At 39.4% G+C, this 25,682-nt stretch carries 19 protein-coding genes; all 19 read left to right on the forward strand.

The window, feature by feature from the left end; genetic code table 11:
• Window positions 1–4 precede the first annotated feature (4 nt).
• The 19 genes from CDH51_RS16050 (at window position 5) to CDH51_RS16140 (ending at window position 25,681) form a co-directional block, all read left to right on the forward strand.
• Window positions 5–1,078, forward strand: coding sequence for a Wzz/FepE/Etk N-terminal domain-containing protein (locus CDH51_RS16050; protein ID WP_100629569.1), 1,074 nt, complete (start codon window positions 5–7; stop codon window positions 1,076–1,078).
• Window positions 1,075–2,262 (forward strand): hypothetical protein, encoded by a 1,188-nt coding sequence (locus tag CDH51_RS16055; protein WP_100629570.1) that lies wholly within the window; start codon window positions 1,075–1,077, stop codon window positions 2,260–2,262. The genes CDH51_RS16050 and CDH51_RS16055 overlap by 4 nt, the downstream gene beginning before the upstream one ends.
• A gap of 2 nt (window positions 2,263–2,264) precedes the next feature.
• Window positions 2,265–3,092, forward strand: a complete 828-nt coding sequence (locus CDH51_RS16060; protein ID WP_100629571.1) for a glycosyltransferase family 2 protein — start codon at window positions 2,265–2,267, stop codon at window positions 3,090–3,092.
• Window positions 3,085–3,981 carry a glycosyltransferase family 2 protein gene (locus tag CDH51_RS16065; RefSeq protein ID WP_100629572.1) on the forward strand — a complete coding sequence of 299 codons (897 nt, stop codon included), beginning with the start codon at window positions 3,085–3,087 and terminating at the stop codon, window positions 3,979–3,981. Before CDH51_RS16060 ends, CDH51_RS16065 begins: the two co-directional genes overlap by 8 nt.
• On the forward strand, window positions 3,978–6,347 hold the full coding sequence (locus CDH51_RS16070) for a polysaccharide lyase family 8 super-sandwich domain-containing protein (protein WP_100629573.1): 2,370 nt from the start codon (window positions 3,978–3,980) through the stop codon (window positions 6,345–6,347). Before CDH51_RS16065 ends, CDH51_RS16070 begins: the two co-directional genes overlap by 4 nt.
• A 3-nt stretch (window positions 6,348–6,350) precedes the next feature.
• A complete protein-coding gene (locus CDH51_RS16075; RefSeq protein WP_100629574.1) occupies window positions 6,351–7,157 on the forward strand; it encodes a glycosyltransferase family 2 protein in 807 nt (268 codons plus the stop codon).
• A gap of 2 nt (window positions 7,158–7,159) precedes the next feature.
• Window positions 7,160–8,833: a capsule assembly Wzi family protein gene (locus tag CDH51_RS16080; RefSeq protein ID WP_100629575.1), complete on the forward strand. Its 1,674-nt coding sequence runs from the start codon at window positions 7,160–7,162 to the stop codon at window positions 8,831–8,833.
• A 221-nt stretch (window positions 8,834–9,054) separates the two neighbouring features.
• Window positions 9,055–10,353, forward strand: coding sequence for a nucleotide sugar dehydrogenase (locus tag CDH51_RS16085; RefSeq protein WP_100629576.1), 1,299 nt, complete (start codon window positions 9,055–9,057; stop codon window positions 10,351–10,353).
• A 79-nt stretch (window positions 10,354–10,432) separates the two neighbouring features.
• Entirely contained in the window at window positions 10,433–11,260 is an 828-nt protein-coding gene (locus tag CDH51_RS16090) for a polysaccharide biosynthesis/export family protein (RefSeq protein WP_232724841.1), read from the forward strand.
• Window positions 11,261–11,263: 3 nt separating this feature from the next.
• Complete coding sequence (locus CDH51_RS16095) at window positions 11,264–13,648, forward strand: GumC family protein (protein WP_100629577.1); 2,385 nt, start codon at window positions 11,264–11,266, stop codon at window positions 13,646–13,648.
• A 9-nt stretch (window positions 13,649–13,657) separates the two neighbouring features.
• Window positions 13,658–15,451 carry an ABC transporter ATP-binding protein gene (locus CDH51_RS16100; RefSeq protein ID WP_100629578.1) on the forward strand — a complete coding sequence of 598 codons (1,794 nt, stop codon included), beginning with the start codon at window positions 13,658–13,660 and terminating at the stop codon, window positions 15,449–15,451.
• Window positions 15,452–15,750: 299 nt separating this feature from the next.
• Complete coding sequence (locus tag CDH51_RS16105; protein WP_157807134.1) at window positions 15,751–16,560, forward strand: glycosyltransferase family 4 protein; 810 nt, start codon at window positions 15,751–15,753, stop codon at window positions 16,558–16,560.
• A gap of 3 nt (window positions 16,561–16,563) precedes the next feature.
• Window positions 16,564–18,462, forward strand: coding sequence for an asparagine synthase (glutamine-hydrolyzing) (gene asnB, locus CDH51_RS16110; RefSeq protein WP_100629580.1), 1,899 nt, complete (start codon window positions 16,564–16,566; stop codon window positions 18,460–18,462).
• A complete protein-coding gene (locus tag CDH51_RS16115) occupies window positions 18,459–19,454 on the forward strand; it encodes an N-acetylneuraminate synthase family protein (protein WP_100629581.1) in 996 nt (331 codons plus the stop codon). Before asnB (CDH51_RS16110) ends, CDH51_RS16115 begins: the two co-directional genes overlap by 4 nt.
• Window position 19,455: 1 nt before the next feature.
• Window positions 19,456–20,613: a UDP-N-acetylglucosamine 2-epimerase gene (neuC, locus tag CDH51_RS16120; RefSeq protein WP_100629582.1), complete on the forward strand. Its 1,158-nt coding sequence runs from the start codon at window positions 19,456–19,458 to the stop codon at window positions 20,611–20,613.
• A gap of 15 nt (window positions 20,614–20,628) precedes the next feature.
• Entirely contained in the window at window positions 20,629–21,750 is a 1,122-nt protein-coding gene (locus CDH51_RS16125) for a class I SAM-dependent methyltransferase (RefSeq protein ID WP_100629583.1), read from the forward strand.
• Between the two features lie 152 nt (window positions 21,751–21,902).
• Window positions 21,903–22,607 carry an acylneuraminate cytidylyltransferase family protein gene (locus tag CDH51_RS16130; RefSeq protein ID WP_100629584.1) on the forward strand — a complete coding sequence of 235 codons (705 nt, stop codon included), beginning with the start codon at window positions 21,903–21,905 and terminating at the stop codon, window positions 22,605–22,607.
• Window positions 22,608–24,302 carry an asparagine synthase (glutamine-hydrolyzing) gene (gene asnB, locus CDH51_RS16135; RefSeq protein WP_100629585.1) on the forward strand — a complete coding sequence of 565 codons (1,695 nt, stop codon included), beginning with the start codon at window positions 22,608–22,610 and terminating at the stop codon, window positions 24,300–24,302.
• Window positions 24,299–25,681: an MGDG synthase family glycosyltransferase gene (locus CDH51_RS16140; protein ID WP_100629586.1), complete on the forward strand. Its 1,383-nt coding sequence runs from the start codon at window positions 24,299–24,301 to the stop codon at window positions 25,679–25,681. The genes asnB (CDH51_RS16135) and CDH51_RS16140 overlap by 4 nt, the downstream gene beginning before the upstream one ends.
• Window position 25,682: the final 1 nt, after the last annotated feature.

Genomic DNA, 25,682 nt, shown 5'->3' on the forward strand with positions numbered 1-25,682 from the left:
TCTTATGGATTTTAATCTGTTTTTAAAACACTTAGAACGGAATAAACTTCAGGCACTTGCGATAATTATTGCTTTCGCAGTGCTTGGCGTTATTTATATCATATTTACCCCAAAGTCTTATCGGGCTGAAACGCTTTTACTTCCTGAGTCAAAAAGCTCTTCGAGTCTGGGAGGTTTGGGGCAAATTGCTTCTTCAATTCCTGGATTGGGATCATTTTCACTGGGTGCTTCGGGGTCGGATGCTATCAGGCCTTCACTATATCCAAGTATCGTTCAAAGCACACCATTTGTTCGTGAATTTGTAGACTATACTTTTTATCATCCGGATTTCAAGGATAGTGTGAATTTAATGTCTTATGGTCAGAATTATGCTCCAACTAATCCATGGTCCGTTCTGAAGAAATATACCATTGGGTTACCAGGTGAAATAATTTCAGCTGTAAGAAATATCGGAAATGAGGAAGAAAATCCTCCTTCGACAATTTTTGATAAAGTCAAAAAGGAAAATGGATTTTACAGGCCTACAGTCGGTGATTTCAAATACCTGAATGCGATAAAAGAAATTGTATCAGTTACAGTCGATAAAAGTACGGGTATCATTCGGGTGAGTGTTCAAACCACTAATCCCGTATTGTCTGCCTATCTGACCGAATTCACGAAGAATTATCTTGTTTCTTATGTGACCAAATATCGTCAGGATAAACAAATTCAACAGGTTGATTTTCTGACAGCTAGGAATAAGGAACTTGAACAAAAATTTTTAGAAGATCAGTCGCGGTTGGCTAGCTTCAAGGAGAAAAATCTCGATATAAGAAGTCCTTATTTACAAAATCAATTGGAGAATTTATCATCTCAATATGAGCTGTCCAAGTCTTTATATTTCACTGTAAATAGCCAGCTTGAGCAAGCGAAAATAAAGCTTAATGAAGAAACCCCAATTTTTGCAGAAATAGAGCCTGTGTCCATCCCTGCTATCAAAAGCAAGCCTCAGACTATGCTCGTACTCTTCTTGATGGGCTCCTTGGGTGTATTGACAGCAGCTTTATTTGTATTGATCAAAATTCCTAAGCAAAAGTGATAAGGCTTTCTGCCAAGTCTGTAGAGAATCTCAAACTAGCAAGTCTCTATATTCTTTCATCTTCTATTGTTCTAAGATTTGATTTTTTATTTGGAGGAGCTAATCGATTTGTACCCTTTAGGGTACTGATGCTTCTCACACTTTTCTGGTTTTTTGCACAATTTTTCGAACCTTTCCGACCCTCTCGAGTATCCAAAGCCACGCTTTTCTTTCTTAGCATTTTCCTGCTTTATTTCAGTTTGGCCCATTTGTATTGGGTTGATTCCATGGAAAGTTTGGGACCATTTTTGAGAAACCAATTTCACTTTGTTTATATCCTAGCAGGATATTTTTTGACCAACTATCTGTCTACAGACCTATCCAAAGATCAGATCCAAACCTTGGTGAAGTTTATCATTGGACTGGCATTGACAGTTGTCTCTCTTGAGACTTCACTTAGATATTTGATGCCCACCTTAGATCTGAATTCTGAAAGCACAGATTATCTGATAGAAATCTACACCGGGGCCCAACAAGGACTCTCTTTGGATACCTTTTATTTTTTTAAGATGTCTAGCGTCATGTTTTTTGACTCTAATTATGTTGGAGCTTTCTTACTCATCTTTTTTGCCTTGCACCTGTTCGTTGATTATAGATCCGACTTGAGAAGAAATATTGTTTCTGCAATATTTTTACTACTGATTTTCTTCACCCTGAGTAGGGCAGCAATTTTTGTTACAGGACTCTGGCTAGCATTTAATTTTTGGAACTCAAGGTCTTTCGTTCCAAAATGGGTTTTTGCCATCATCTGCGTGATGGCCTCCATCGTTACACTTTTTATTATTCAAGATAATGTTGCGTTTACAGATGGTAGTTTCATAACCAAAATCCAAATCCTAGAGGGGCTATCTGGATTCTTTGAGCAGGATTTGCCTACTGCGCTCTTTGGACTTGGGTATGAAGTTGGAGGGTATTTATATTCTTATATGTCAGGAGGTTATGCTCATATTCATTTGGCTATTTTACTAGGTGAGTTAGGACTGATAGGCACCCTTATTTACTTTGCATATTGGTATTTTATAGGAATTCAATCCGGCTCCAAGGTTTTATATTTATTCATTCCTTTCTTTATAGTTGGGCTTAGTTTGGCGGATCCTTGGGAGGTTGGGTACTTTTGGGCCTCTGCAATCATAGCCAGGTTATAGTTATGATTAATGTCTTAATTTGTGCTTTTCAATCGGGTATAAATGGACTAGCAAGTAGTATACCCGAGCCAAAGGATACAGTGAATTATTTTATTTCTTGGCAAGGCGAAAACATTGCTTCACTCTCAGTCCCCTCAGGCCTAGCGAATAGGTCTGATGTCAAGCTATCCCGGTTGGAAGGGAAAGGACTTGCTAGAAATAGAAACAACTGTATCAAAATCGCGAAAGAATACCAGGCTGATGGATACTTTTTGATTGCTGATGAGGATGTTGATTTCTTGGATGGATTTGAAAATCAAATAGAAAATGCTTTTGCGACTCACTCTGATGCTGACCTTTTATGTTTTCAAGTAAAGTCAAAAGAAGAGAATCATCCATTTAAGAATTATCCTCTTAAAAGTCATCCGGTTTCATTAAAATCAATCGATAGGATTTCATCTATAGAGATCGCTGGAAAAATGGAGGTCTTGGATCAAGTCCGATTTGATGAGCGACTTGGTTTAGGGGCCGACTTTCCCTCAGGAGAAGAAACAGCGTTTTTAGCTGATTGTATCAGATCAGGAAAAAGAATAATCTATTGCCCGGTAGCCATTGTCAGCCATCCTTTTGAGACTTCTGGAAAAAGACGGGTAAATATGTTTTCTGATCAAGCTCTACAATTAGTAGGTGGGCGCTCCTACAGAATTTACGGCCCCAAAATATCTCAAGTCTTTTTTTTCTACTCAGCAATCAAAAATTTCGGGAAGTATAGGGGGACTAGGTCTTTTTTTTCCTACTTAAAGCAGCTTCATCTAGGTGTCAGGAAGTTTAAAAACCTAAAAAATGGCTAAAGTTTCAGTCATTATTCCTAGCTATGGAAGGCCAGAATTTCTTCAAAAGTCTATCCAAAGTGTACTTAGTCAATCTTTTCAAGATTGGGAATTGATTGTAGTAGATGACAATGGGATTGGCAGTGTTTCTCAAGTTCAAACCCAAACCTTATTAAATGAATATAGAGATGATCCTAGGATTCATTACCACATACAAGAGGAAAATAGGGGAGGCTCAGCTGCTAGAAATATCGGGTGGAAATCCGCGAGTGGAGAATTCATTTGTTTCTTGGATAATGATGATGAGTTTTATCCGGAAAAACTCAAAGCTCAAGTACAATCATTGGAAAGGACTGGTTTAAAAATGACCGTTTGCAGGTTTGACTCCTTCAAAAACGGTAAAAAGGTTCGGACCTCACCCAAAGTACCTGAGATGGATAGTTATTTAATTCCTTTCGCTTTGGGTAAAATTAATTTTGCTTCGGGATCAACCCTCATGATCTCCAAATCGCTACTGGAAAAAGTAGATGGGTTTGACGAGACTTTTCGTCGGAAGCAAGACGTTGAATTGATGATAAGGTTATTAGTGCAGGAGAGCCTGCATGTGGATGATCAGATTTTGGTTCGTTTGAACATAGATGATCGTGCCAATATTCCTTCGGTGGAGAACTTCAAAAAGTTTCAAAATCTCTTCAACTTAAAATTCAATAGCCTATTCGAAACTTTTCCTCAAAAAGCCCAACAGGAGATTAAGCAGTACGAGATAACAGAATTAGCGAAGGTGGCACTTTGGAACAAAGATTGGAAGCTATTTCTAAGACTTTATTTTACAGGAGGACTCAATTTTACCACCCAGTTCAATTTAGGGACAGACTTGGTCCAGAAATTTGTAACTTATTATTTGAAATGAAATTCCAAGAAATACCAATAGGCAAGGCAAGGCTGAGTTTTACTTTTATCCTATTGTTTGTTTTTAATTTTCTCTCAGCACAAGACTTGGCCAGTGTCAGAAAAAGGCTGACTGAAATGGGAGCTTATAAATCTGTCCTTAGATATGAGGATAAGAATTGGTCTTACCAAACCTTCAAAAAGAAAATCAATGACTCAAATGGGGCTTTTTTAAGAACTAATCCCCGACCTACCTCAGCGGATATTAAAAAGGATTTACTTCAAGAGGTGTTTTATTTTTTGAGAATGCAGTCTGAGGGGATGGAAACTGTCGAGCTCAATGAGATTAAAGAGCGATTGTACAAGACTTTGGCCTGGTGGGTGATTGATAAACCACAATTCCGGTGGACGGATAGTGCCTTAGATCAACCAAGGTATCTGGGCACCATTTTGATTTTACTTTATGATACCATGCAAGCGGATTTAGCCGATCCAAAATATGCTCCAAGGATTAAGCGAATTCAAGAAGAGTCAGCTAATTATCTCCGTTACACCTGGAATTTTGGAAAAGCGGAGGATCGTTTTCTCAATTTGGGTGATGACTTGAATGAGGATGTTCAGAGAATGGGGAATGTAGGGTATAGACTTTACGCCATGACTGCTATTTCGGCTTCTTTAGATCGTGAGGATTTGATGGGGGCTGTCTCAAAAATTGCAAAGAATCAGATTCAATTTCATATCAATACCGGGCAAAGCCATCCGATCGCTTTAATGCCTGATTTTGCTTTGCATCAGCATAATTATGGAGGAGGTCAGATGTACAATCTTGGTTATGGACTAGATTGGTTTAACGATTTTGTTGCTTATGCCTACTATGTAAAAGATTCCAAGTGGGCTTTGGAAAAGGATCAACTGAAACTAATTGCTGGGTTTTTAGAAAAAGGTATTTATCCCTTTTTCCTCGAAAATAGTCAACTGGTCCAACAGGCGCTTGGGCGACATAACCAAGTGAAGTCAACCTGGATCAAATTTCCTGAAAGCAGAGCTAAACTGCTTAGAAGCTTTTTTTCAGAGGGTTCTGCTGAAAGAAAGGCAATAGATCGAGTCCTATCAGATTTGGATTTTAAGAAAAATACTGGTTTCCACAGTTTTTACAGCTCGGATTTTCTAATAGCAGATCTGCCTAAATATACAGCCTCCATCAGATTAGTATCTGATAGAACATCAGGTCAGGAAAGCGGTGATCAAGGACAAAGAAATGGGATGCAAAACTTTTTCAGTTCTGACGGAAGTTTTATCCATTATAAGCCTGGCTTTGATGAAGTGAAGGGGGCTTGGGATTGGCGAAAAGTGCCTGGGACTACAGCTGCTCTTATCGACTATCCACTACCTGTAGTGCCTTATGGAAAAAACTATTCTGGTTTTTCCAGCTATGCAGGTGTCTTGAATACAGAGAAAGGCGCTCTTATAGCAGGCAACTTGCGCAGAAAGAGTGGAAGCTATGAATTAGAGATGGTGAAGTCATATCTTTTGCTCCAAGATGTTGTGTTTTTCTGGGGGTTCGGATTAAAGTATGAGGACAAACATGAAGCCCATACCACTGTAACCCAAGAATCTCTTCGTGAAAATGCATTGTTTTTAAATGGGAGCGAAAAGTTATCACTTGGCTTGGGCTTTGAAAAGCTTATGGCGGCAGATATTCCCATTGGAGTTTGGAATGACGACACAGGCTACATTATCTTTCCTGTGGAGGAAAAAGATATTCAAGTAAGTTTGGCGGCCAAGTCAACAAATACGAAATGGGAGCAGCTAGATCAACGGAATAAGCCTGAAAATAATGAAATACCGCTTTTGACGATCAGTGTTAAGCATGCTGAAAATGCAACAATGTACAGCGACTCTTATTTTTATATGATGATCCCAGAGATTAGTAAGGAGGAATTTATTCAATTATACAATGAGGGTGCAGTAGATTTTCCATCTTTGGGAATTGAGCAGTTTACGTATTCAGGATCTAAATTTTCGCTTGTCCATGATTCCTCTGCTTGGTTTGTAAATTTCAGAAAAGCTGCTAAATCTGAGTTTACTATTTCTGATTATAATTTTTCTGTTTCAGGACTTATTGGAGGAGCCTTCCAACTGAAAAATGAAAATTTAAACCTTAATATCACCCAAATGGAGAAAAGGGGAAGTATTGGTCAGGACTTCTTGATTACAATTGATAATTTTGGTCCAGTAAATCTATCTTCGCCTTCAGTCCTGTCCCAACCGATAAAAGTTCAGAATTCGCAATCGGGAATTCAAATATCGGGTAATACCGAAACCAAAAATCCACTAGACTTTGGCTCAACTTTCCGTTTTGACATACCTTTAAAATCCCAACAATAACTTTTGAAATTTTCCGTCCTTATCTCGATCTATTTTCGAGAAAAACCCGAAAATCTGCAATTAGCTTTTCAAAGTCTGGTCGATCAGACTCTTCAAGCAGATGAGATCATTTTAGTCAAAGATGGTCCTTTGACTCCTGAGCTAGATGAAATGATCAATAGCTTTCAGGATTTACTGCCGTTGAAGCTCATTGTCTTACCTGAAAACAAGAGTTTAGGTTATGCCTTAAATGAAGGACTGAAGCACTGTTCGTTTGAATGGGTAGCAAGAATGGATACAGATGATATCTGTCATCCAGAGCGCTTTGAAAAGCAGGTAGCTTTTGTAAAAGCAAATCCTAATGTTGACTTGATTGGGGCAAATATTACCGAGTTTATAGAAGCACCCGGTGACCTTAGCAGAAAGAAGAACGTTCCAGAAAAACATGAGGATATTATTCGATTTGCATTTAAAAGATGCCCTTTTAATCACCCTACTGTTTTCTTTAGAAAATCAGCTATTTTGGAGGTAGGATCTTATCAATCAATGATCTTATTTGAGGATTATTACTTGTGGTTTCGATTGATTAAGGCGGGAAAGAGATTTCATAATCTTCAAGATTCTCTGCTTGATTTTCGACTAGGAAAAGATATGCTGGGACGTAGACAGGGCTTACAATATGGCTTAAATGAAGCAAGGTTTTTTCTATTTGCATACCGAGAAGGACTGATACCATTCAATTCACTGGTTCGATTTCTTCTTCGATTTCCTATTCGTATTATGCCTCGTTGGTTCACCTTGTTTGTTTATAATACCTTTTTGAGGAAATAAATTTGAAAAAAGGTCTCCTTTTTGTTGGGTCTTGGCTCATTCTTTTCTTGAACTCATATAGTCAACAGCTCAATGTTGGCCTTCCGGTTTATGAAGAGTATTATCGGAGGCAACAGTTGGCTGGAGAGCTAGATAGTATGCATTCCTTTATGGTTCGTCCATTGAGGTTGCCAGAATTAAAAAAGGATTTGGAGGACGATCTATTTCTTCAAATCATCGAAGAAGACGCGAAAATAGATTTATTAGCTCTTCCTTTAATATCTCGAAATACCTACAATTCCAAGAGACCGTACGGTTGGGGTGATAAAGGGATGCTTCCCAATGTTGGGTTTCAGACATATCTAAGTACAGGGATATTTGCAAAACTTGGATTTTTTGAATTGCAATTGCAGCCGGAGTTTGTTTTTGGACAAAACAGGCCATTTGTAGGCTTTGGGAGTGATTTTTCTACCCCAGTTCTACAATCAAGGTTCTTTTATTGGAATAATGGAGATAACCCCGAGAGATTTGGGACTAGCCCAAATAGTCGGCTATGGTGGGGGCAATCTTCAGCAAAATTGAATTTTGGCGCCTTCGCTATTGGGATTTCAACTGAAAATATTTGGTGGGGACCAGGGCAATTCAATTCACTGACATTTAGCGATAACGCAGAGGGCTTTCCGCATATTACGCTAGAGACTAGAAGGCCAGCAAAAACCTTTCTTGGGAATTTTGAAGGTCAATTGATTGTGGGACGTCTGGAAAATAGTTTGCAGCCACCTACACAAATTGATTTTTTGAATCAACGATACTTCAAAGATTTTGATGGTGATTGGCGGTATTTAAATGGAATTTCGATCAGTTATAATCCCATATTTCTCCCAAATCTGTTTTTTGGTTTTAGCAGGACCTTTCAACAGTACAATAGTCTCAAAGGAGATAAGTTTTTAGATTGGTTTCCTATTTTTGAAGTATTTCAAAAGGAAGGCTTGTTTTCAAATGGTAATTCCGTTAGCTATGATAGTAAGGGTCAGGATCAGCAAGTTGTAGTTTCTTTTAGATACTTGGTTCCCTCTGCCAAATTTGAAATTTATGGAGAATATGGGCGTAGAGATCACGCTTTTAATTGGCGGGAGTTTATTCTTAATCCCGAACATGCCCGAGCATATTTGATAGGCTTTCAAAAATTGATAGCCTTAAATAACGCGGATGATTTCCTTCAAATAAGAGGAGAATACACCCACCAGCAGGAATCTGTCAATAGGTACATTCGGTATCCTGGCCTAATAGGTAATCAGACTTGGCATACGCACGGGCTTGCACGAGGCTTTGTGAATAGGGGGGAAGCTTTGGGAGTAGGGGCCGGAGTGGGATCGAATGTGATGACCTTTGAAATATCAAAAGTCTCTAAACTCAATAAGCGAGGAATCCTTTTAGAACGTCTTGCAAATCATCAGGATTTCTTCTACCGTGCATTTGGTAGAAGTTCTGGGAGACAGCCATGGATTGACTACAGTATCGGTTTATTGTGGGATCAATCTTTCGAAAAATTGACTTTGGGGACTAAAATTCAACTTATCTCTAGTTATAATTATCAGTGGCAATCGAATTTAAATCGAAGCCGAGATTTTGCACAAAATGAGCTTGATTTAGCACTCTATTTAAATCTAAATCTTCTCTATCGGTTTGGGAATTGAAATTGGAAGTAGAGGTTTTTTTTCAAGCCTTTTCTATTAGTTTTGCCCTGAGTTTGAAGTGAGTAACTTTGGTACTCACTTTTTATCTTTTCGATCCTCAGCATAAGTTAATTTTGAGGGCTGAAAAGGCTTCTGACTGATAGACTTCTAGGTTTCAAGGTAAATTGGGACTGAAAGGGCGAAGCTGTACCGGATTTTAACTATTAACAATATTAGTTTTTATGCTTAAACCACTTAATGAATCAAAAATCGGCATCATAGGGCTTGGATATGTTGGCCTGCCATTGGCTGTGGAGTTTGCCAAAAAATTCCCGGTAATTGGGTTTGATATAGATCAAAAGAGAATAAATGACCTAAATGCGGGACACGATTTCACGCTAGAAGTGGAGGATGAATTACTCCAGTCAGTGTTAGTGAAAAGTAGCCCAAAAATAGGGTCCAAGGGTCTTTTTAATACGGCTTTATCTGAGGATCTTTCAGATTGTAATATTTACATTGTTACAGTTCCAACACCTACAGATAGGCACAATCGCCCGGTATTGACTCCCATGATTAAGGCTTCAGAGAATATTGCAAAATATCTCAAAAAGGGAGATGTGGTCATCTATGAATCTACAGTATACCCAGGGGTGACAGAAGATGATTGTGTGCCTGTTTTAGAAAGAATATCAGGATTAAAGTACAATGAGGACTTTTTTGCAGGCTATTCTCCAGAAAGAATCAACCCTGGAGATAAAGAACATACAGTAGCAAAGATCTTAAAAGTGACGTCAGGAAGCACGCCGGAAGTTGCTGAGTATGTCGATCAGCTTTACAAAACCGTAATCATCGCAGGTACGCATAAGGCTTCTTCAATTAAGGTCGCCGAAGCAGCAAAAGTGATTGAAAACTCACAACGTGATATCAATATTGCTTTCGTGAATGAACTTTCAAAAATCTTCAATCTTTTAGGTATCGATACGAATGAGGTGCTTGAAGCTGCCGGTACCAAGTGGAATTTCTTGAAGTTTAAGCCAGGCTTGGTTGGTGGACATTGTATTGGAGTGGACCCTTTTTACCTTGCTCAAAAAGCCCAAGAAGTAGGCTATCATCCAGAGATAATTTTAGCCGGTAGAAGACTCAATGATAGTATGGGTAAGCATGTGGCTACCGAAACGATCAAACACATGATGCGCAAGGATCTGAAAGTGATTGATTCAAAAGTTTTGATTTTGGGCTTTACTTTCAAAGAAGATTGCCCTGATGTGAGAAATACCCGCGTGATTGACATTTACAATGAGCTAAAGTCTTTTGATATGGATGTGGATGTCTTTGATCCATGGGCTAATTCTCAGGAAGTAGCGCATGAATATGGATTGACTTTACTTCCCGAGTCCCCGCAACTGGAGGATTATTCTGCAATTATCTTAGCCGTAGCACATAAAGAATTTAAAGGCATGGATATTTCTAAATCTGCTAATCGAGTGGTTTTCGATGTGAAAGGGATTTTAGGAAAGGGTTTAGTCGATGCGAGACTTTAAATTTCCCAATAGTAAAGTCTAATATTTTACTAATTTTGAAACAAAATTTCTGATTAGAGTAATTCTCAAAATTCTTTTTATGCAAAAATTGATTAGACCAATAATTTTTGGGTTGGTACTCGGTGCCGCCCTTTTTTCTTGTGTTCCCAATAAAAAAGTGATTTACATGCAGGAGCTAGAGGAGTCTATGGGGCCGCTTGTAGAGTCCAGTGATCGATATGGCTATCAAACAGAGGACTACCTTTTACAGGTCAATGATATTGTAGAAGTAAGTATCAAAACTACCGATCCAGAGCTTAATAAAGTTTTCAATGTAGTAATAGCTGAAAACAACAATATGGCTCAAATGGGAGGCTCTCAAGGTGCTGGGGATGCTTTCTTCATGAATGGTTACACGCTTGATGATCAAGGAATGGTAGAAATACCCCTTGTTGGCGAGCTTAAATTTTTGGGATTGACAACTAGAGAAGCAAAAGAGCTTGTAGAGTCCAAGGTAGTTAAATATGTCAAGGAGGATGAATATTTCGTGCGCGTCAGATTAGGGGGGGTTCGATTTAGTGCTTTGGGAGAATTTAACCAATCAGGAAAATATACAATTCTCCAAAACAGGGTTACTATTTTTGAAGCAATTGCCTTCGCAGGTGATTTAAGTAGACTAGCCAAGCGAGATGAAGTTCTCCTTGTAAGACAATACCCTGATGGTTCTCAAATTCATAAAATCAATTTGCTTGACCGTGAGCTTTTAGGCTCCGAGTATTATTTTTTGAAGCCAAATGATATGATTTATGCCGAACCGATGAAAGTAAGGGAAATCGGTGCGGGGAATACCTTGGTAGAAACTTTGACCCTATTTACCACCACAGTGACAGCGATTGCGCTCATTTTGACTTTGATCCAAAATAATTAAAATATGTCTGTAGATCAGGAAGAAAATGATTTCCTACAGGAAGAAGAAAGCACCTTTGATTTAAAGGCGATTCTTCCCAAGATCCTGAGAATTTGGCCTTGGATTTTAGGTAGTTTACTTATTTCTTTAGGAATTGCATTTTATATCACGCAAACTACTCCTCCAAACTTCAGGGTTTCCTCCAAATTTTTCATTAAAGAAAATGAAAAGGGATTGTCACTTTTCGAAAACCCAGCAATGATGCAGGAGCAGGGGATGGGTCTTACCAATGAGATGATTATTCTCAGGTCTCGCCCCATTGCGAAGGCCACTCTTGAAAAGCTTGATTTTCAGGTAGAATACTATCAGCAGGGCACTTTTATACTTCAAGAAATCTATAAAAAGACTCCGATTGTGGTAGAGGTAGATTGGAAGTCTCCTCAGTTGCTCAATGGACAAATTAAGGTGACATGGACAGATGCTGAAAATTACACGATAGAGTTTCCGCAAGAAAGTTATACCCAACTCCTTCCTGACGGAAGCTATGACGCAGTTAGTAATTTGGAGCCCAAGACCTTTAAGTTTGGCGAGTGGGTAGAAACTCCTCAACTTAAAGTGAGGATAAATAATACCGCAGCTTCAAATGAGGGGAATTCCATCTTCATCCTAAGAGATCAAAACTATCTAGTGAATGTTTATTCTTTGGGCTTGATTGTTGAATTGTCAGAAAAAGGTTCCTCCATTCTTGATTTGAGTCTCATGGTAAGGAATAGGGCTAAAGGAGAAACCTATCTCAATGCGCTGATGGAGACTTATCTTGAACTTGAGCTTCAGGAGAAAAATGAAATTGCCAATAGAACAATTGATTTTATAGACAGTCAGGTAGCGGGTGTTGCGGATTCTTTAAGTTCCTTTGAAGATCAATTGCAAGACTATCGATCATCCAATCAGATTTTCAACCTTTCCACCGAGTCGTCTGCAGTATTTGATCAGTTGACTGATATCGAAAGACAAATAGCAGAAGCTAGTCTTAAGCGTCGATACTATCAAAGCCTGAAAGATTATTTGGTTCGTGAGAATTACAACGAAATCGTTGTTCCATCGGGGTTGGGGATCGATGATCCGTATCTTAATGGATTGATCGAGAATCTTTTGGAAGTACAGGTAGAAAGGTCCCGTCTCCTTGCCACTCAAACAGAACTGTCACCGCAAGTGCGGGCAGCTAATCAAAGACTTGCCGACTTGAATACATCTATTCAAGAGATATTGACTAATGTGGAGAGTAATAACCTCATGACCATCAATGATCTTGAGAATAGAAAAAAAACTATTGAATCATCATTCAGAAGTCTTCCACAAGCGGAGCAGAACTTGATCAAATACCAGCGTCAAGCCACACTGACTGAGAATATATACAACTTCCTTTCTGAGAAAAGGGCAGAGTCTGCGATTTCAAAAGCTTCAAATACACCTGCTAACAAGATAATCGAATATGCTAGAGCAGGAATGCTTCAGATCTCACCAAAGCCTACCAGAAATTACTTGCTAGCTGGTTTTGCTGGTTTGTTTTTGCCTGTTTTGGTAGTGTTTGCTTTGGAGTTTTTCCGAACCAAAATAGAAGAACCTAAGTATCTTGAGCGGAAACTTAAAGTTCCTGTTTTGTCTACCATTTTGTTTAATAAGACAAAGGAGAATCTAGTGGTTTTTGGAAATGGCAAATCAGGAATAGCAGAAGGTTTCCGTTCCTTGAGATCTAATATTAAGTTTTTGGTGCCTAAGGAAAAGCAACTGACTTTTATGATTACTTCCACCATTTCAGGTGAAGGAAAGACATTTTGTGCAATGAATTTAGCATCAGTCTATTCGTTGACGGGTAAAAAGACCATATTAATTGGCTGTGATATGAGAAAGCCTAAAATCTATGATGATTTTGGTTTGAAAAATGATATCGGGCTATCTACCTACCTAAGTGGACAAGAAGATGAGTGGTCCAAGGTGGTCAAGCATTCCAATTATGAAAACCTTGACTTAATCGTGGCAGGACCAATTCCTCCCAATCCATCAGAACTTCTGTTCTCAGTCAATTTTGAGAAGTTGATCAATGAATTGAAGGCTGAATATGATGTAATCATATTGGATACTCCACCGGTTGGTTTGGTTTCGGAAACCCTCGACCTACTTACACTTGTGGATTTCACCCTGTTTGTATTTAGACAAAACTACTCTGATAAATCCTTCATCGATGCAGTAAATGGGCTGAAAGAGCAGAAAGGGGTTAAGAATATCTATGCAATTTTCAATGGCTTGGATGCCACCAAAGTGTCATATGGAGGGTATGGATACTCATATGGATATGGGTATGGATACTACGATACTGACAAGAAACAGAAAAAGCGATTTCGCATTTAATTTAGATTTTTGAAAAGTTTCATCACTAAGTATTTCAGATATTTCTCGTTTTTTTACGAGTATCTAGGAAATAAGGTCATTCTTCTGATAGTTTCCAGCCTATTTGTAGGTTTATTGGATGGCTTTGGTTTAGCACTATTTATTCCTGTATTTACCATAGCCGCAGATGGGATCACCGAGGAAAACAGACAAGCCCTTGGGAATCTCGACTTTCTTTTAGACTGGATTGAGAAGTTGGGCTTTGGGCTGAATCTCAATGTTATACTGGGCGTGATGGTCAGTTTATTCGTCCTGAAGTCAATTTTGAAGTTTTTCGATGGGATCTTGAAGACAAAACTTCAGATGGAATTTGTCAAAAAGCTCCGGTATGAAATGGTAGAGGGACTTGGCGGAATGAGCTACAAAAACTTTGTAAACCTTGACGCAGGTAAAATTCAAAACACTCTTTCCGGCGAAGTATTCAAGGTTACTTATAGCTTTTTGACTTATTTCAGTACCATACAATTCATGGTACTGCTGTCGGTTTACGTGACGCTAGCGATGCTTTCCAATTTTCAGTTTGCGATCCTAGTTAGTGTTGGTGGATACCTTTCCAATTTTCTTTTTAAGATGATTTTTCGATTTACTGAGAAAGCATCGGTTGGTGTGACCGCATTCAACCATGAATTTCAGTCCTATCTGATCCAGGCAGTTCATAACTTCAAGTATTTGAAGGCTACAGACTACTTTGCCAAATATAAGCTGAAGCTGAAGGCTATTATTGACTCCATAGAAGTTCAGCAGCGTAAAATTGGGGTTTACAATGCTTTTCTTTCCTCTACTCGAGAGCCGATAGTTCTTATTATTGTAGCTGTGGTGATTTTGGTGCAGGTCAATCTTATGGGAGGTCAGATGGCGACTATTCTTGCCTCTCTTTTATTCTTTTACCGAGCCTTAAACTATGTCATATCACTTCAAACTAGCTGGCAAGGATTTGTTGCGCATTATGGAGGAATAGTTGCGGCAATGGAATTGATGGAGGAGTTTCGTTCGCTAAAAGAGTCTACTGGAAAAAGGCCTGAAATTGAGCAAATCAAAGAAATCCAACTTCAAAATCTTTCCTTCGAATATAAGCAGGATATTCCTGTGCTAAAGCAGGTCAATTTAGAAGTAGAGAGACTCAAAACGCTCGCCTTAGTGGGAGGCTCAGGAAGTGGCAAAACCACTATGGTAAACTTAATTATCGGGCTCTTGGAACCTGTATCCGGTGAAATTCTCATCAACGGACAAACTCGAAGTAGTTTTGATAAAGCTTCCTACCGAAAGCGATTCGGATACATCACTCAAGAGCCAGTCATTTTTAATGATAATATCTTCAATAATGTGACATTTTGGGATGAGCGATCTCCAGAAAATTTAGCAAAATTTGAGGAAGCAATTCGCCTTGCTAATATCAATACTTTTGTTAATTCCCTTCCTGAAAAGGAAAATACGAAATTGGGGGACAATGGAATGCTGGTGAGTGGTGGGCAAAAACAACGGATCTCCATAGCTAGAGAGCTATATAAAAATGTAGACGTCTTGATTCTGGATGAAGCCACCTCCGCATTAGACAGTGAGACTGAGCGCTCAATCCAGGAAAATATTGACAATCTCCGAGGAAAATACACCATAATCATCGTAGCCCATAGACTCAGTACGGTGAAGAAAGCGGATAAAATACTCGTTTTGGATTCAGGGGATATAGTGGGTGAAGGGAATTTTGAATCACTTGTCAATTCTAGTAAGGTCTTCAAAAGAATGGTAGAACTACAGGAATTTTGATCAAAGAAGATAAAAAGCAATTTTTTAAAATCTTACTTTCCCCAATTGGCCTACCCACTAGAAGTATTGGGAGTTGGACCAATAGAATTCAAAGATTTCAGGAGAAAACAGGATATTTTGATAGAATTATTTCTCCAACTCCTTCTCCAGATCAACTTCATGTTTTCGCGGAAAAGAGGCAGCCTGGGAAGCTTTTAAAGCTCTTTTTAAGAAACGATCTTCAAGCTTTTCGCTACAGAAAATTTTTAGACGCAGTCCTTTCTTTTGGATCCTTATCTCAGCCTCTTCAGATCCTCGTGATGGATGATAAAAACCTGCTGGAAGCTCTCGTTTCCATCAAGCCTAATCTTCCCAAGCACTCGGAAATTATTTTTTCTTTTCATGGACATCGACTATTGCTGGGTCCTTATCTTGCTGATCGAGTTGATAAAGTTCTTTTTTTGACAAAGCGAGGCTATCTAGAGTCTTTCGAAGCAAACCATCAGCATCCTCCGCTTTCATTTGTTGTGGGAAATGGTGTGCGTAGTGACCTATTCTTCCCGCTTTCTAGATCTGAAAAACGCAAGCAGCGAGAAGAATTAGGCTTTTCTGTTGACAATCCCATTATCATTTGGATGGCCAATTCTCGGCCTGTAAAAGGCTTTCACTTGTTCAAAAAGGTGATTGCAGTTCTTTTGAAAAAATATCCGAACCTACAAATTTTAAGCATTGGGCACGAACCTGATGAATCCATTTCTTATCCCAATTGGCATCAACTTGGTAAGGTGCCCAACGAAAAATTACCTAAATATCTCCAAATAGGAGATTTTTATTTTTTCACTTCTTTGTGGCAAGAGGGCTTTGGACTTTCGCTTGCTGAAGCTGTCAAATGCGGAAATTTTGCATTAGCCTCAAATGCGGGAGGAATACCTGATGTAGTATCAGGCTGTCCCTTTGCAGAATTAGTAATGGAACCAAATAGTATTTCCAGTTGGGTGGATACTTTTGATAAGCTTCTCACCAAAAAGTCCAGTAATACTATCAGTGATGAGGAAATGAGAGGTTGGCTTTCAAACTGGCATGATTATCAGGCTTGGGAAAGAAACTATTTATATGCGCTTGAATCCTAGTCTATGTGTGGCATAGTCGGAAAATATTCTCTTAAAGGTTCTATATCAAATGATGATGAACAAAGGCTAAAGGTCGCTTTGGATTTGCAGAATCATAGAGGTCCTGATGCTCAGGGGATTTGGAGAGGGGATTCTGTGATCCTTGGACATAATAGGCTTTCCATCATTGATCTTTCTCAGGCAGCTGATCAACCGCTTTACAGGGCGGATTTGGGATTGAGAATCATATTTAATGGTGAGATCTATAATTACCAGCTGCTTAGAAGTTCTTTGCAAAAACAGGGATACGAATTCACAACAACTTCCGATACGGAGGTAATTCTGGCGGCTTATGCTCATTGGGGAAAAGCACTTTGTGAGTATCTGACAGGTATGTTCGCATTTGCTATTTGGGATGAGCAGAATGAAGAGCTGTTTATAGCAAGAGATCGATTTGGAGAGAAGCCCATCTTTTTTATAAATCATGGAGATGGGTTTTATTTTGCCTCTGAGTTGAATGCTTTGAGAACCATTTATCCCAGGGAGTTGACGATTAATCAGGATGCTGTCATAGACCTTGTCGAGTATCTTTATATCAATTTACATCATTCTATTTATCAAGAGGTAAGCGTATTTCCTCCAGCCTCTACGCTTTCGATTTCCAAAGATGGAGCCAAGAATTGGGGTCAATATTACAAATACCCCACCCAAGTTGGAGAGAATATTGATTTTGATTCGCTGAAAAAACAGACAAAAGAGAAACTGTTCCAAACAGTGGAAAGAGAACTGCATGCTGATGTACCGGTAGCAACTTTTCTCAGTGCAGGAGTAGATTCTGGCTTGATCACTGCGATAGCTCATGAGATCAAACCAGACTTACAAGCTGTGACCATGGCTACTAATGAAGAGGCCACTGATGAGACAGATGGAGCAAAGTCTTTAGCTAGAAAACTGGGGATAAAGCATGAGATTGTTCCAGTAAACACAGATTCTCTCGAAGTATTGGGTAAAATACTTACCGATATTCAGCCTTTGGCAGATGCTTCATTAATTCCCAGTTTCATGGTAACGGAGCAAATTAAGGATCGTTATACGGTGATGCTTTCAGGAGATGGAGGGGATGAGATATTCGGTTCCTACAATCGGCCAAATCGATATCTGAAACTGAAGCGAAAAAGTATACCAGGTGGGCAACAGTTTATTGATTGGGCATTCTCAGTCAAGAATCCGGCCCTTTCTGGTAAACTAGTGTCCTTTCTCAATGACGAAAAAAGGATGTTACTAAATGGATGGCACGGCTTATATTCACGTCATAATCTCTCTGGCGGGAGCCTTTTTCAATCTATATTTCGGTCAGGAAAAGAGCAGAACTATCCAAAATCTTTGATCCCATCACTCGAAATAGACTATAAAGGGAATTTTGAGAAACTTACTTTTGGACTGGATGTAAAAACCCGACTCCCTGGAGATTTTCTTTTTAAAGTAGATAGTGCCGCTATGCACTCTTCGGTGGAAGTGAGAGCTCCTTTTCTCGATCATGAGTTAGTTGACTTCCTATCTAAGGTTCCAGTGGAATCACTGATGCCAAATGGGGTGGACAAAGAGTTGAGTAAGTCGCTTCTTTCTGATTATAGTGGCGAATCATGGCATCCACCCAAGCGTGGTTTTACGATTCCTTATTGGCTTTATTTACAAGGTCCATGGGGAGATCAATTAGAATCGTTTCTTGATGAGGGTTTATCCGAATCTTATTTTAATTTTAATAAGGAAGGAATTCGCTCCATTCTTCAGCAGCATAGACAGCGATCAAATAGTACTTATGCACGTATTCTATTTTCATTATTGATTCTCGAAATCTGGCTAAGAGTATTTCATTTGAAAAAAGAACTGGTCTTTCTTTCCAAAAAGCAAAAAATAAAATGATCATCGCGGAAATAGCCCAAGCCCATGATGGAAGCCTTGGAAACGCCTATGCTTACATTGAAGCATTAGCTGCGACAGGGGTTGACGCCATTAAATTCCAAACTCATATTGCCGAGGCTGAGAGTTCAATCCATGAGCCATTTCGGGTGAAATTTTCAAAGCAGGATGCTACCAGATTTGAGTATTGGAAGCGAATGGAGTTTTCTTTGGATCAATGGAAGGGCCTCAAGGCGCACGCTGATGCTCATGGTATAGAACTGATTTCATCTCCATTTAGCAATCTCGCAGTGGATTGGCTCGAAGAAATTGGTGTAAAGCGATATAAAATAGGGTCTGGTGAGGTTTCCAACTGGTTAATGCTTGAAAAAATTGCCAAAACCGGAAAACCTATCATTCTGAGTTCAGGGATGAGTAGCTGGGAGGAATTGGATCAAACAGTAGAGTTTTTGAAAACGTATGGAAACCCTCTATCTATTTTACAATGTACAACAGCTTACCCCACTGCTCCAGAGCAATGGGGACTCAATGTAATCCAAGAGTTAAAGGACAGATACCAATTACCCATTGGTTTTTCTGATCATAGCGGAGATATTTTTGCATGTCTATCAGCTGCCTCCTTAGGAGCAGAGATATTTGAATTTCATGTTGTTTTTGATAAAAGACAGTTTGGGCCTGATACTCTTGCCAGTATCACTATAGATCAGACAGAGCAAATGGTGAAGGGCATTAAGGCTATTCAAAAAGCATTGAAAAACCCTATCGATAAAACTCAGATCAAGCCTTTTCAAGATTTAAAAAAGATTTTTGAAAAAAGTTTGGCTGTCAATCGTGCAATGAAAAAAGGAGACATCATCCAGCCTGAATTTTTGGAAAGCAAAAAACCGAAAGGCTTTGGAATAGATGCAAAGGACTATGCCGAGGTAATTGGAAAAAAAATAAACAAAGATCTTTCTCAGTGGGGGTTTTTAAATTGGGAGGATCTTGAAAGCTAATATGAACAAACGAAAAATCTGTGTTGTAGTCACTGCAAGGCCATCTTATTCCAGGATTATGACGGCCCTTCAAGCTATCAAGGAGCATCCTGACTTGGAGCTTCAATTGGTAGTCGCGGCCTCGGCACTTTTAGACCGATATGGGTCTGCTATCAATTATATCCAAAATGACGGCTTTGAGATTGCAGCTAAGGTTTTCAATGTCCTAGAGGGAGAGAATCTCACTGCAGCAGCCAAAACTACCGGGATCGGAATTCTTGAATTATCCACTGTCTTTGATAATTTATCTCCAGATATAGTCGTCACGGTTGCAGATAGGTTTGAAACCATGGCAACGGCTATCTCTGCTAGCTATATGAATATTCCGCTCGCCCACGTACAAGGTGGAGAAGTGACTGGAAATATTGATGAAAAGGTACGGCATTCTATCACCAAGCTTGCTGATTATCATTTTGTCGCATCTGAAAGTGCGCAGCAGCGGGTAATTAGACTTGGAGAAGATCCAGAATATGTATTTAATACAGGTTGTCCAAGTATTGATTTAGCAGCTAGAATTCTCGAACGACCTGATTTTAATTTCGACCCTTATCTCAAATATGGGGGAGTGGGCTCCAAGCCTGATTTGTCTAAAGGATACTGGGTGGTTATGCAGCATCCGGTCACTACTGAGATTCAAAAATCAAGGGCCCAAATTGAAGAGACCCTTCATGCAGTGTACAATCTTAATGAGCCTGTTCTTTGGTTTTGGCCAAATGTTGATGCAGGAGCAGATGGTACAAGTACCGGAATCAGAGCGTTTAGAGAAATGCATGATCTGGAAAACTTCCATTTTTTCAAAAATATGGAGCCTAATGATTTTTTGAGATTATTGATCAATTCAAAAGGGTTGATAGGCAATAGTAGTGTAGGAATTCGAGAGTGTGCCTACTTAGGAGTTCCGGTAGTGAATATTGGAAGTAGGCAAAATGCTCGAGATAGAGGTCATAATGTCCTCGATGTGACTTATAACAGAGATCAGATTTTTGACGCAATCAAATCTCATCAGCAAAACGGAAAAGCAAACTCATCTCACGTTTATGGAGGAGGGGATGCCGGTACCAAAATAGCCGAACTATTGGCTTCTTTACCACTTCGCTTTCATAAAACAATCATGTATTGACTAAGATAAAACAGTATGGTTAGGAGTGATTTTGATATTAGAGATGCTCAAAGCCTAGAAGATATAGTAGATTGCATCGAAGAAGGTACTTACGGCGAAGCACCAAAGAACTTAATTTCATTTTTAGATAGCTTGCCACAAACTCCCGCCATGAACTTTCTTAGGACATTGACTGTCCCTTTTTTATTTCATGATTTTGAGGATAATATTCAACTAGAAAAGGATCCGATCAGCCATTTTTCTACTACACTCCTAGAGTTGAAAGAGAAAATAATGGGTCTGGTAGCTATGGGGAATTATGAGAGAGTCTTTTCCGGAGCGCTTGAATATACTCCTGAGGATACCTTTGCCAAAGAAATAAAGGTGCATACAGGGCAACATTATGGGACTTTATTCAGTGCTTTTGACTCCAAAAGCTATTTTGAGGAAGCCAAAAAATTACTGGAACTTCGATTAAACCGAAATGGAATATCTTTTTCAGACTTAAGCAAGTTGACCGTGCTTGATCAAGGCTGTGGGGGTGGGCGGTACACCACCGCGTGGAAATTACTAGGCTCTAAGGCTTGTACAGGGATTGATTTTTCAGAGATAGGGCTGGAAGATGCCAAAAAAAGAGTTTCCATGGCCAATATCGATAATGTAGATTTTGTACAAGGATCAGTATTAGAAATGCCCTTTGACGAGGATACTTTCGATATTGTTTACAGCAACGGGGTGTTGCATCATACAGAAGATTGGAAAAAAGGCATTTCTGAACAGCTGAGGGTATTAAAATCAGGTGGATGGGGTTGGCAATATTTAATCGAGAAACCAGGAGGTATTTTTTGGGATCAAATTGAAATTCTAAGGGCAATACTTCGTAAAGTGCCAAAACCTTTTGCCCAACAAACCCTGAAGGGCCTAGGTATTCCTCCGAATCGAATTTTTTATATGCTTGACCATGTGATGGTTCCAATCAATACTCGGATTACCCCTGATGAACTTTCCGAAGAATTAAAAAGAAATGGTGCGATTGAAATAGTTCGATTGAATAGAGGTGCTGATTTTGATAGAGTAGAGCATATCTATCAAAACGTGCCGGGAGCCAAAGAAAAATTCGGAGTAGGGGAAAACAGATTTGTATTTAAGAAAGGATGAGATCGAGCCTGTCTGAGGCAGATAGGCATGAAGGAGTCGACGCACTTGGGATGAAGGTCATAAATGCGAGATTCTCCCGAATAGTGTTCGGGACAGGCCATGTGACAGCTGAAAACCAATTATAACCATATGAAAATGCCTTTTTCGAAATAATGAAAATCCTAGGCCTTATTCCAGCTCGAGGTGGCTCCAAGGGTATTCCCGGGAAAAATATCAAACTCCTAAACGGTAAGCCTCTTTTAGCTTATACCTTTGAATCAGCTCAGAAAAGCAGTTTATTATCTAAAACTATCCTGAGCTCAGATGATGCGGAGATTATTCAAACTGCCCAAGAACTAGGATTGGAGGTGCCTTTTGTCAGGCCGACAAATCTAGCTGATGATAAAAGCCCTACATTACCCGTAATTCAGCACGCACTTCGATTTTTTTTAGAAAAGGGAGAGAACTTTGATGCAGTTTGTTTGCTGCAGACTACTTATCCTTTCAGAGCTTCAGGATTGATAGATAAAGCTATTGAGAAATTTATCCAAATGGATGTGGATGCGCTGATTTCAGTTTTGCCGGTTCCTCATGAGTTCAACCCCCATTGGGTATTCGAACCAGATAATTCAGGTCTACTAAATATCTCCACTGGCGAGAAAAAAATAATATCCCGACGTCAAGATTTACCTCCTGCATACATTCGGGATGGAGCTATTTATCTCACTAAGGCAAAAACACTATTGGAAGAGGGCTCTTTATATGGTGATAGTTTAACCTATTTCGAGACAGACCCATCTAATTATGTCAATTTAGATACCTTTCAAGATTGGCAAAAAGCAGAAGAATTGGTTTTAAGATTATCCCCCAAAATCTAAATGTGCGGAGTTGCAGCTATTGTAGGGCCTAAGGCTAGTCTTCAGAATCTCGAAGGAATGCTTGCCTTTCAGCATCATAGAGGGCCTGATTTTACAGGATATTGGGTTGAACCAAATCAAATTGCCCTTGGTCATAATAGACTCTCAATTATTGACCTCTCGGCTGCTGCTAATCAGCCTTTTGTGTCCTCAGATGGAAGATACCACTTGGTTTTCAATGGAGAGATTTACAATTACCTTGAATTAAAGCAAAAACTTCGTTTTGATTTTGAATTCAAAACCAATTCTGATACGGAGGTACTACTCGCTGCATTTATAAAATGGGGCAAAGAATGCCTTGCAGAATTAAATGGGATGTTCGCTTTTATCATTTGGGATAAAAAAGACCAATCCCTTTTTGCTGCTAGGGACCGATTTGGGGTGAAGCCATTATATTTTTCTCAACTTGCAGATTCTCTGATTTTGAGTTCTGAGATTCGTCCTCACTGGCAAATTGGCATTCCCAAAGTTCCAAATTCTGATGTTTGGCATTCCTATTTGACCAAAGGACAATATGGTATGCCTGACGAGACATTCTGGAAAGGAATTCATCAAATCCCCGGAGGTCACTATCTGACCTTCAAGAATGGTGATATTGAAATTCGATCCTGGTATGACTTCGTTGCTAGGTCTATGGCACTCATGAATCATCAGGAAAATGATGAGGAAGCTTACATTCTCGATTTGCTCAAGGACTCGGTACAGCTAAGGTTTAGGGCAGATGTTCCAGTTGGCTTTAATTTGAGTGGAGGACTTGATTCCAGCACTTTGTTGGCATTAGTTTCTGATGCTTATCCAGATGAAAAAAAAATAGAGGCATTTACGTTCTTCACAGGTGATGAGCGATATGATGAACTGCCTTGGGTTAGGCAGATGCTAGTTGGAAAGCCTTACCCTCTGAATACCTGTAAGCTGGAAGTGTCAGATATTCCTCACCTCACTCAGAAAATAGCCTCGGTTCAGGATGAACCTTTTGGAGGTATTCCCACTCTTGCCTATGCTAAGGTATTTGAAGAAGCGAGAAAGAAAGGAATTTTGGTTTTGTTGGATGGTCAAGGCTCTGATGAGGCTTGGGCAGGCTATGATTATTATTTAAAAAACACCACATCTTTAATTCAGGGGACTAATACCTCGCCCGTAAGGCCTGAAGCCCTCACGAATAGCTTAAAGAGCATGGGGAGTAGAGAAATACCTATGCCATTCTCTGATGAACTGCTGAATAAACAATTTCGAGATATATTCTACACAAAAATTCCCCGTGCACTTAGGTTTAATGATAGGGTAAGTATGGCTTTTAGTACTGAGTTGCGCGAACCTTTCTTGGATTATAGGCTGGTTGAATACGTCTTTTCAAGATCCAGGGATTTTAAAATTAAAGATGGTCAGCAAAAATGGCTCCTACGAAAAATTGCTGCTAAATACTTAGGAGATGATATCGCTCTAGCTCCCAAAAGACCACTTCAGACTCCTCAGCGTGAATGGCTTGGTGGTCCACTAGCCTCATGGGTAGAAGAAAAAATAGAATTTCTCAAAGCAAATATTGATTGGTTTGATTCAGAAAGCTTAGATGTGATATGGAAAGAGTATAAAAATGGAAATCAAGAGAACAGTTTTTACATCTGGCAGTGGGTAAATACAGCGGAGGTATTGCAATGAAGCGAATTTGTTTTTTAATCCCCGACGGCGTTGGTATTCGCAACTATCTGTATTCTGATATACTTCGAGATTTAAAATCAGAAGGTTTTGAGCTTTCTGTATGGCATGGTCTTGATCCAAAAATCATAGATCAATCTCAACTAAGAATAGGTTTTAGACCGGAATCTTTTCCCCTTGCTACCTTCAAAGAAGATGCTGTTACTCAGCTTTTCCGGGAATCTACCTGCTATGCTCGTCTGTTGAGGGGACAAGAAATCACTTCAAACCCCACAATTCTTTCGAATTGGCATAATGGGAAATTCTCTTTTCAAAAGAAAATGCTAATTAAGCTTTCTGAATTGCTAGGTAGGACCTTTAGGAAGTATGAGAATATTCTCCAAACAGAAAAGCTTCTAGTTTCACGGCTAAGAGGTAGTCAGGCATATAAAATTTATAAAAAGCAGCTTTCTGAAATCAAGCCTGATGTTTTGTTTTGTACTCATCAACGAATGCCGGCAGCGACACCTGCGATGCTGGCAGCATCAGACCTCGGCATCAAGACAGTAACAGCTATTTTTTCATGGGATAATTTGCCAAAAGCAAGGCTTGCAATCCGCCCGGACTACTATCTAGTGTGGTCTGAATATATGGCAAAGGAACTACAGTTTTTTTATCCAGAAATCAAGGAAGACCAAATACGTGTCACTGGAACACCTCAGTTTGACTTCTATACAAAGACTGATGATATCATGTCCAGAGAAGAATTTGCAGCCGAATTTGGACTTGACCCTGAAAAGAAATGGGTTTGTTTTTCAGGAGATGATGCTAAAACTTCACCTCATGATTCCTCCTATCTCAGAGATGTGGCAAAGGCACTCGCTGATCAGCAAGATATACAGCTTATTTTCAGACAAGTACCAGTAGAAACCACGGCAAGATATAGCAAAGTTCTGGAGGATTTTCCGAAGGTAGTTCATATCAACCCTTTCTGGGAAAAGGGGAAATATTGGCAACAGTTTTTCCCATATCCGAAAGATGTTTCGCACTTGGTAAATTTGGCTTATCACTGTGCTACGGTAATCAACATTGGTTCCACAATGGCATTGGATTTTGCGCTTTTTGATCATCCTGGGCTTTTTTTGAAATATGATCATGAAGAAAATCAAGAGTGGAAAACCGAAACAGTTTATCGGTTTCAACACTTCAAGTCTATGGATGGGCTTGATGCAGTTGGCTGGATTAATTCCAAGGATGAAATCCTGACTAAAGTCCGACTAGCAATCGATCATCCAGATAAAGTAGCCACCGACCGACAATTGTGGCTTAAAAAAATAACTGTAGATCCAAGGGTACAACCTGCCTCTAATAGAATTCTACAAGAATTAAAAAACCTGATCTAAC

It is taken from the genome of Algoriphagus formosus (assembly GCF_002807035.1).
GTDB classification, from domain to species: Bacteria; Bacteroidota; Bacteroidia; order Cytophagales; family Cyclobacteriaceae; genus Algoriphagus; species Algoriphagus formosus.

Bases quoted from the DNA above. Each gene is read 5' to 3' on its own strand.
- CDH51_RS16125 (WP_100629583.1), top strand. From the start codon at position 20,629: ATGGTTAGGAGTGATTTTGATATTAGAGATGCTCAAAGCCTAGAAGAT.
- CDH51_RS16130 (WP_100629584.1), top strand. From the start codon at position 21,903: ATGAAAATCCTAGGCCTTATTCCAGCTCGAGGTGGCTCCAAGGGTATT.
- CDH51_RS16070 (WP_100629573.1), top strand. From the start codon at position 3,978: ATGAAATTCCAAGAAATACCAATAGGCAAGGCAAGGCTGAGTTTTACT.
- neuC (WP_100629582.1), top strand. From the start codon at position 19,456: ATGAACAAACGAAAAATCTGTGTTGTAGTCACTGCAAGGCCATCTTAT.
- CDH51_RS16115 (WP_100629581.1), top strand. From the start codon at position 18,459: ATGATCATCGCGGAAATAGCCCAAGCCCATGATGGAAGCCTTGGAAAC.
- CDH51_RS16095 (WP_100629577.1), top strand. From the start codon at position 11,264: ATGTCTGTAGATCAGGAAGAAAATGATTTCCTACAGGAAGAAGAAAGC.
- CDH51_RS16065 (WP_100629572.1), top strand. From the start codon at position 3,085: ATGGCTAAAGTTTCAGTCATTATTCCTAGCTATGGAAGGCCAGAATTT.
- CDH51_RS16140 (WP_100629586.1), top strand. From the start codon at position 24,299: ATGAAGCGAATTTGTTTTTTAATCCCCGACGGCGTTGGTATTCGCAAC.
- asnB (WP_100629585.1), top strand. From the start codon at position 22,608: ATGTGCGGAGTTGCAGCTATTGTAGGGCCTAAGGCTAGTCTTCAGAAT.
- CDH51_RS16085 (WP_100629576.1), top strand. From the start codon at position 9,055: ATGCTTAAACCACTTAATGAATCAAAAATCGGCATCATAGGGCTTGGA.
- asnB (WP_100629580.1), top strand. From the start codon at position 16,564: ATGTGTGGCATAGTCGGAAAATATTCTCTTAAAGGTTCTATATCAAAT.
- CDH51_RS16060 (WP_100629571.1), top strand. From the start codon at position 2,265: ATGATTAATGTCTTAATTTGTGCTTTTCAATCGGGTATAAATGGACTA.
- CDH51_RS16105 (WP_157807134.1), top strand. From the start codon at position 15,751: ATGGATGATAAAAACCTGCTGGAAGCTCTCGTTTCCATCAAGCCTAAT.
- CDH51_RS16090 (WP_232724841.1), top strand. From the start codon at position 10,433: ATGCAAAAATTGATTAGACCAATAATTTTTGGGTTGGTACTCGGTGCC.
- CDH51_RS16050 (WP_100629569.1), top strand. From the start codon at position 5: ATGGATTTTAATCTGTTTTTAAAACACTTAGAACGGAATAAACTTCAG.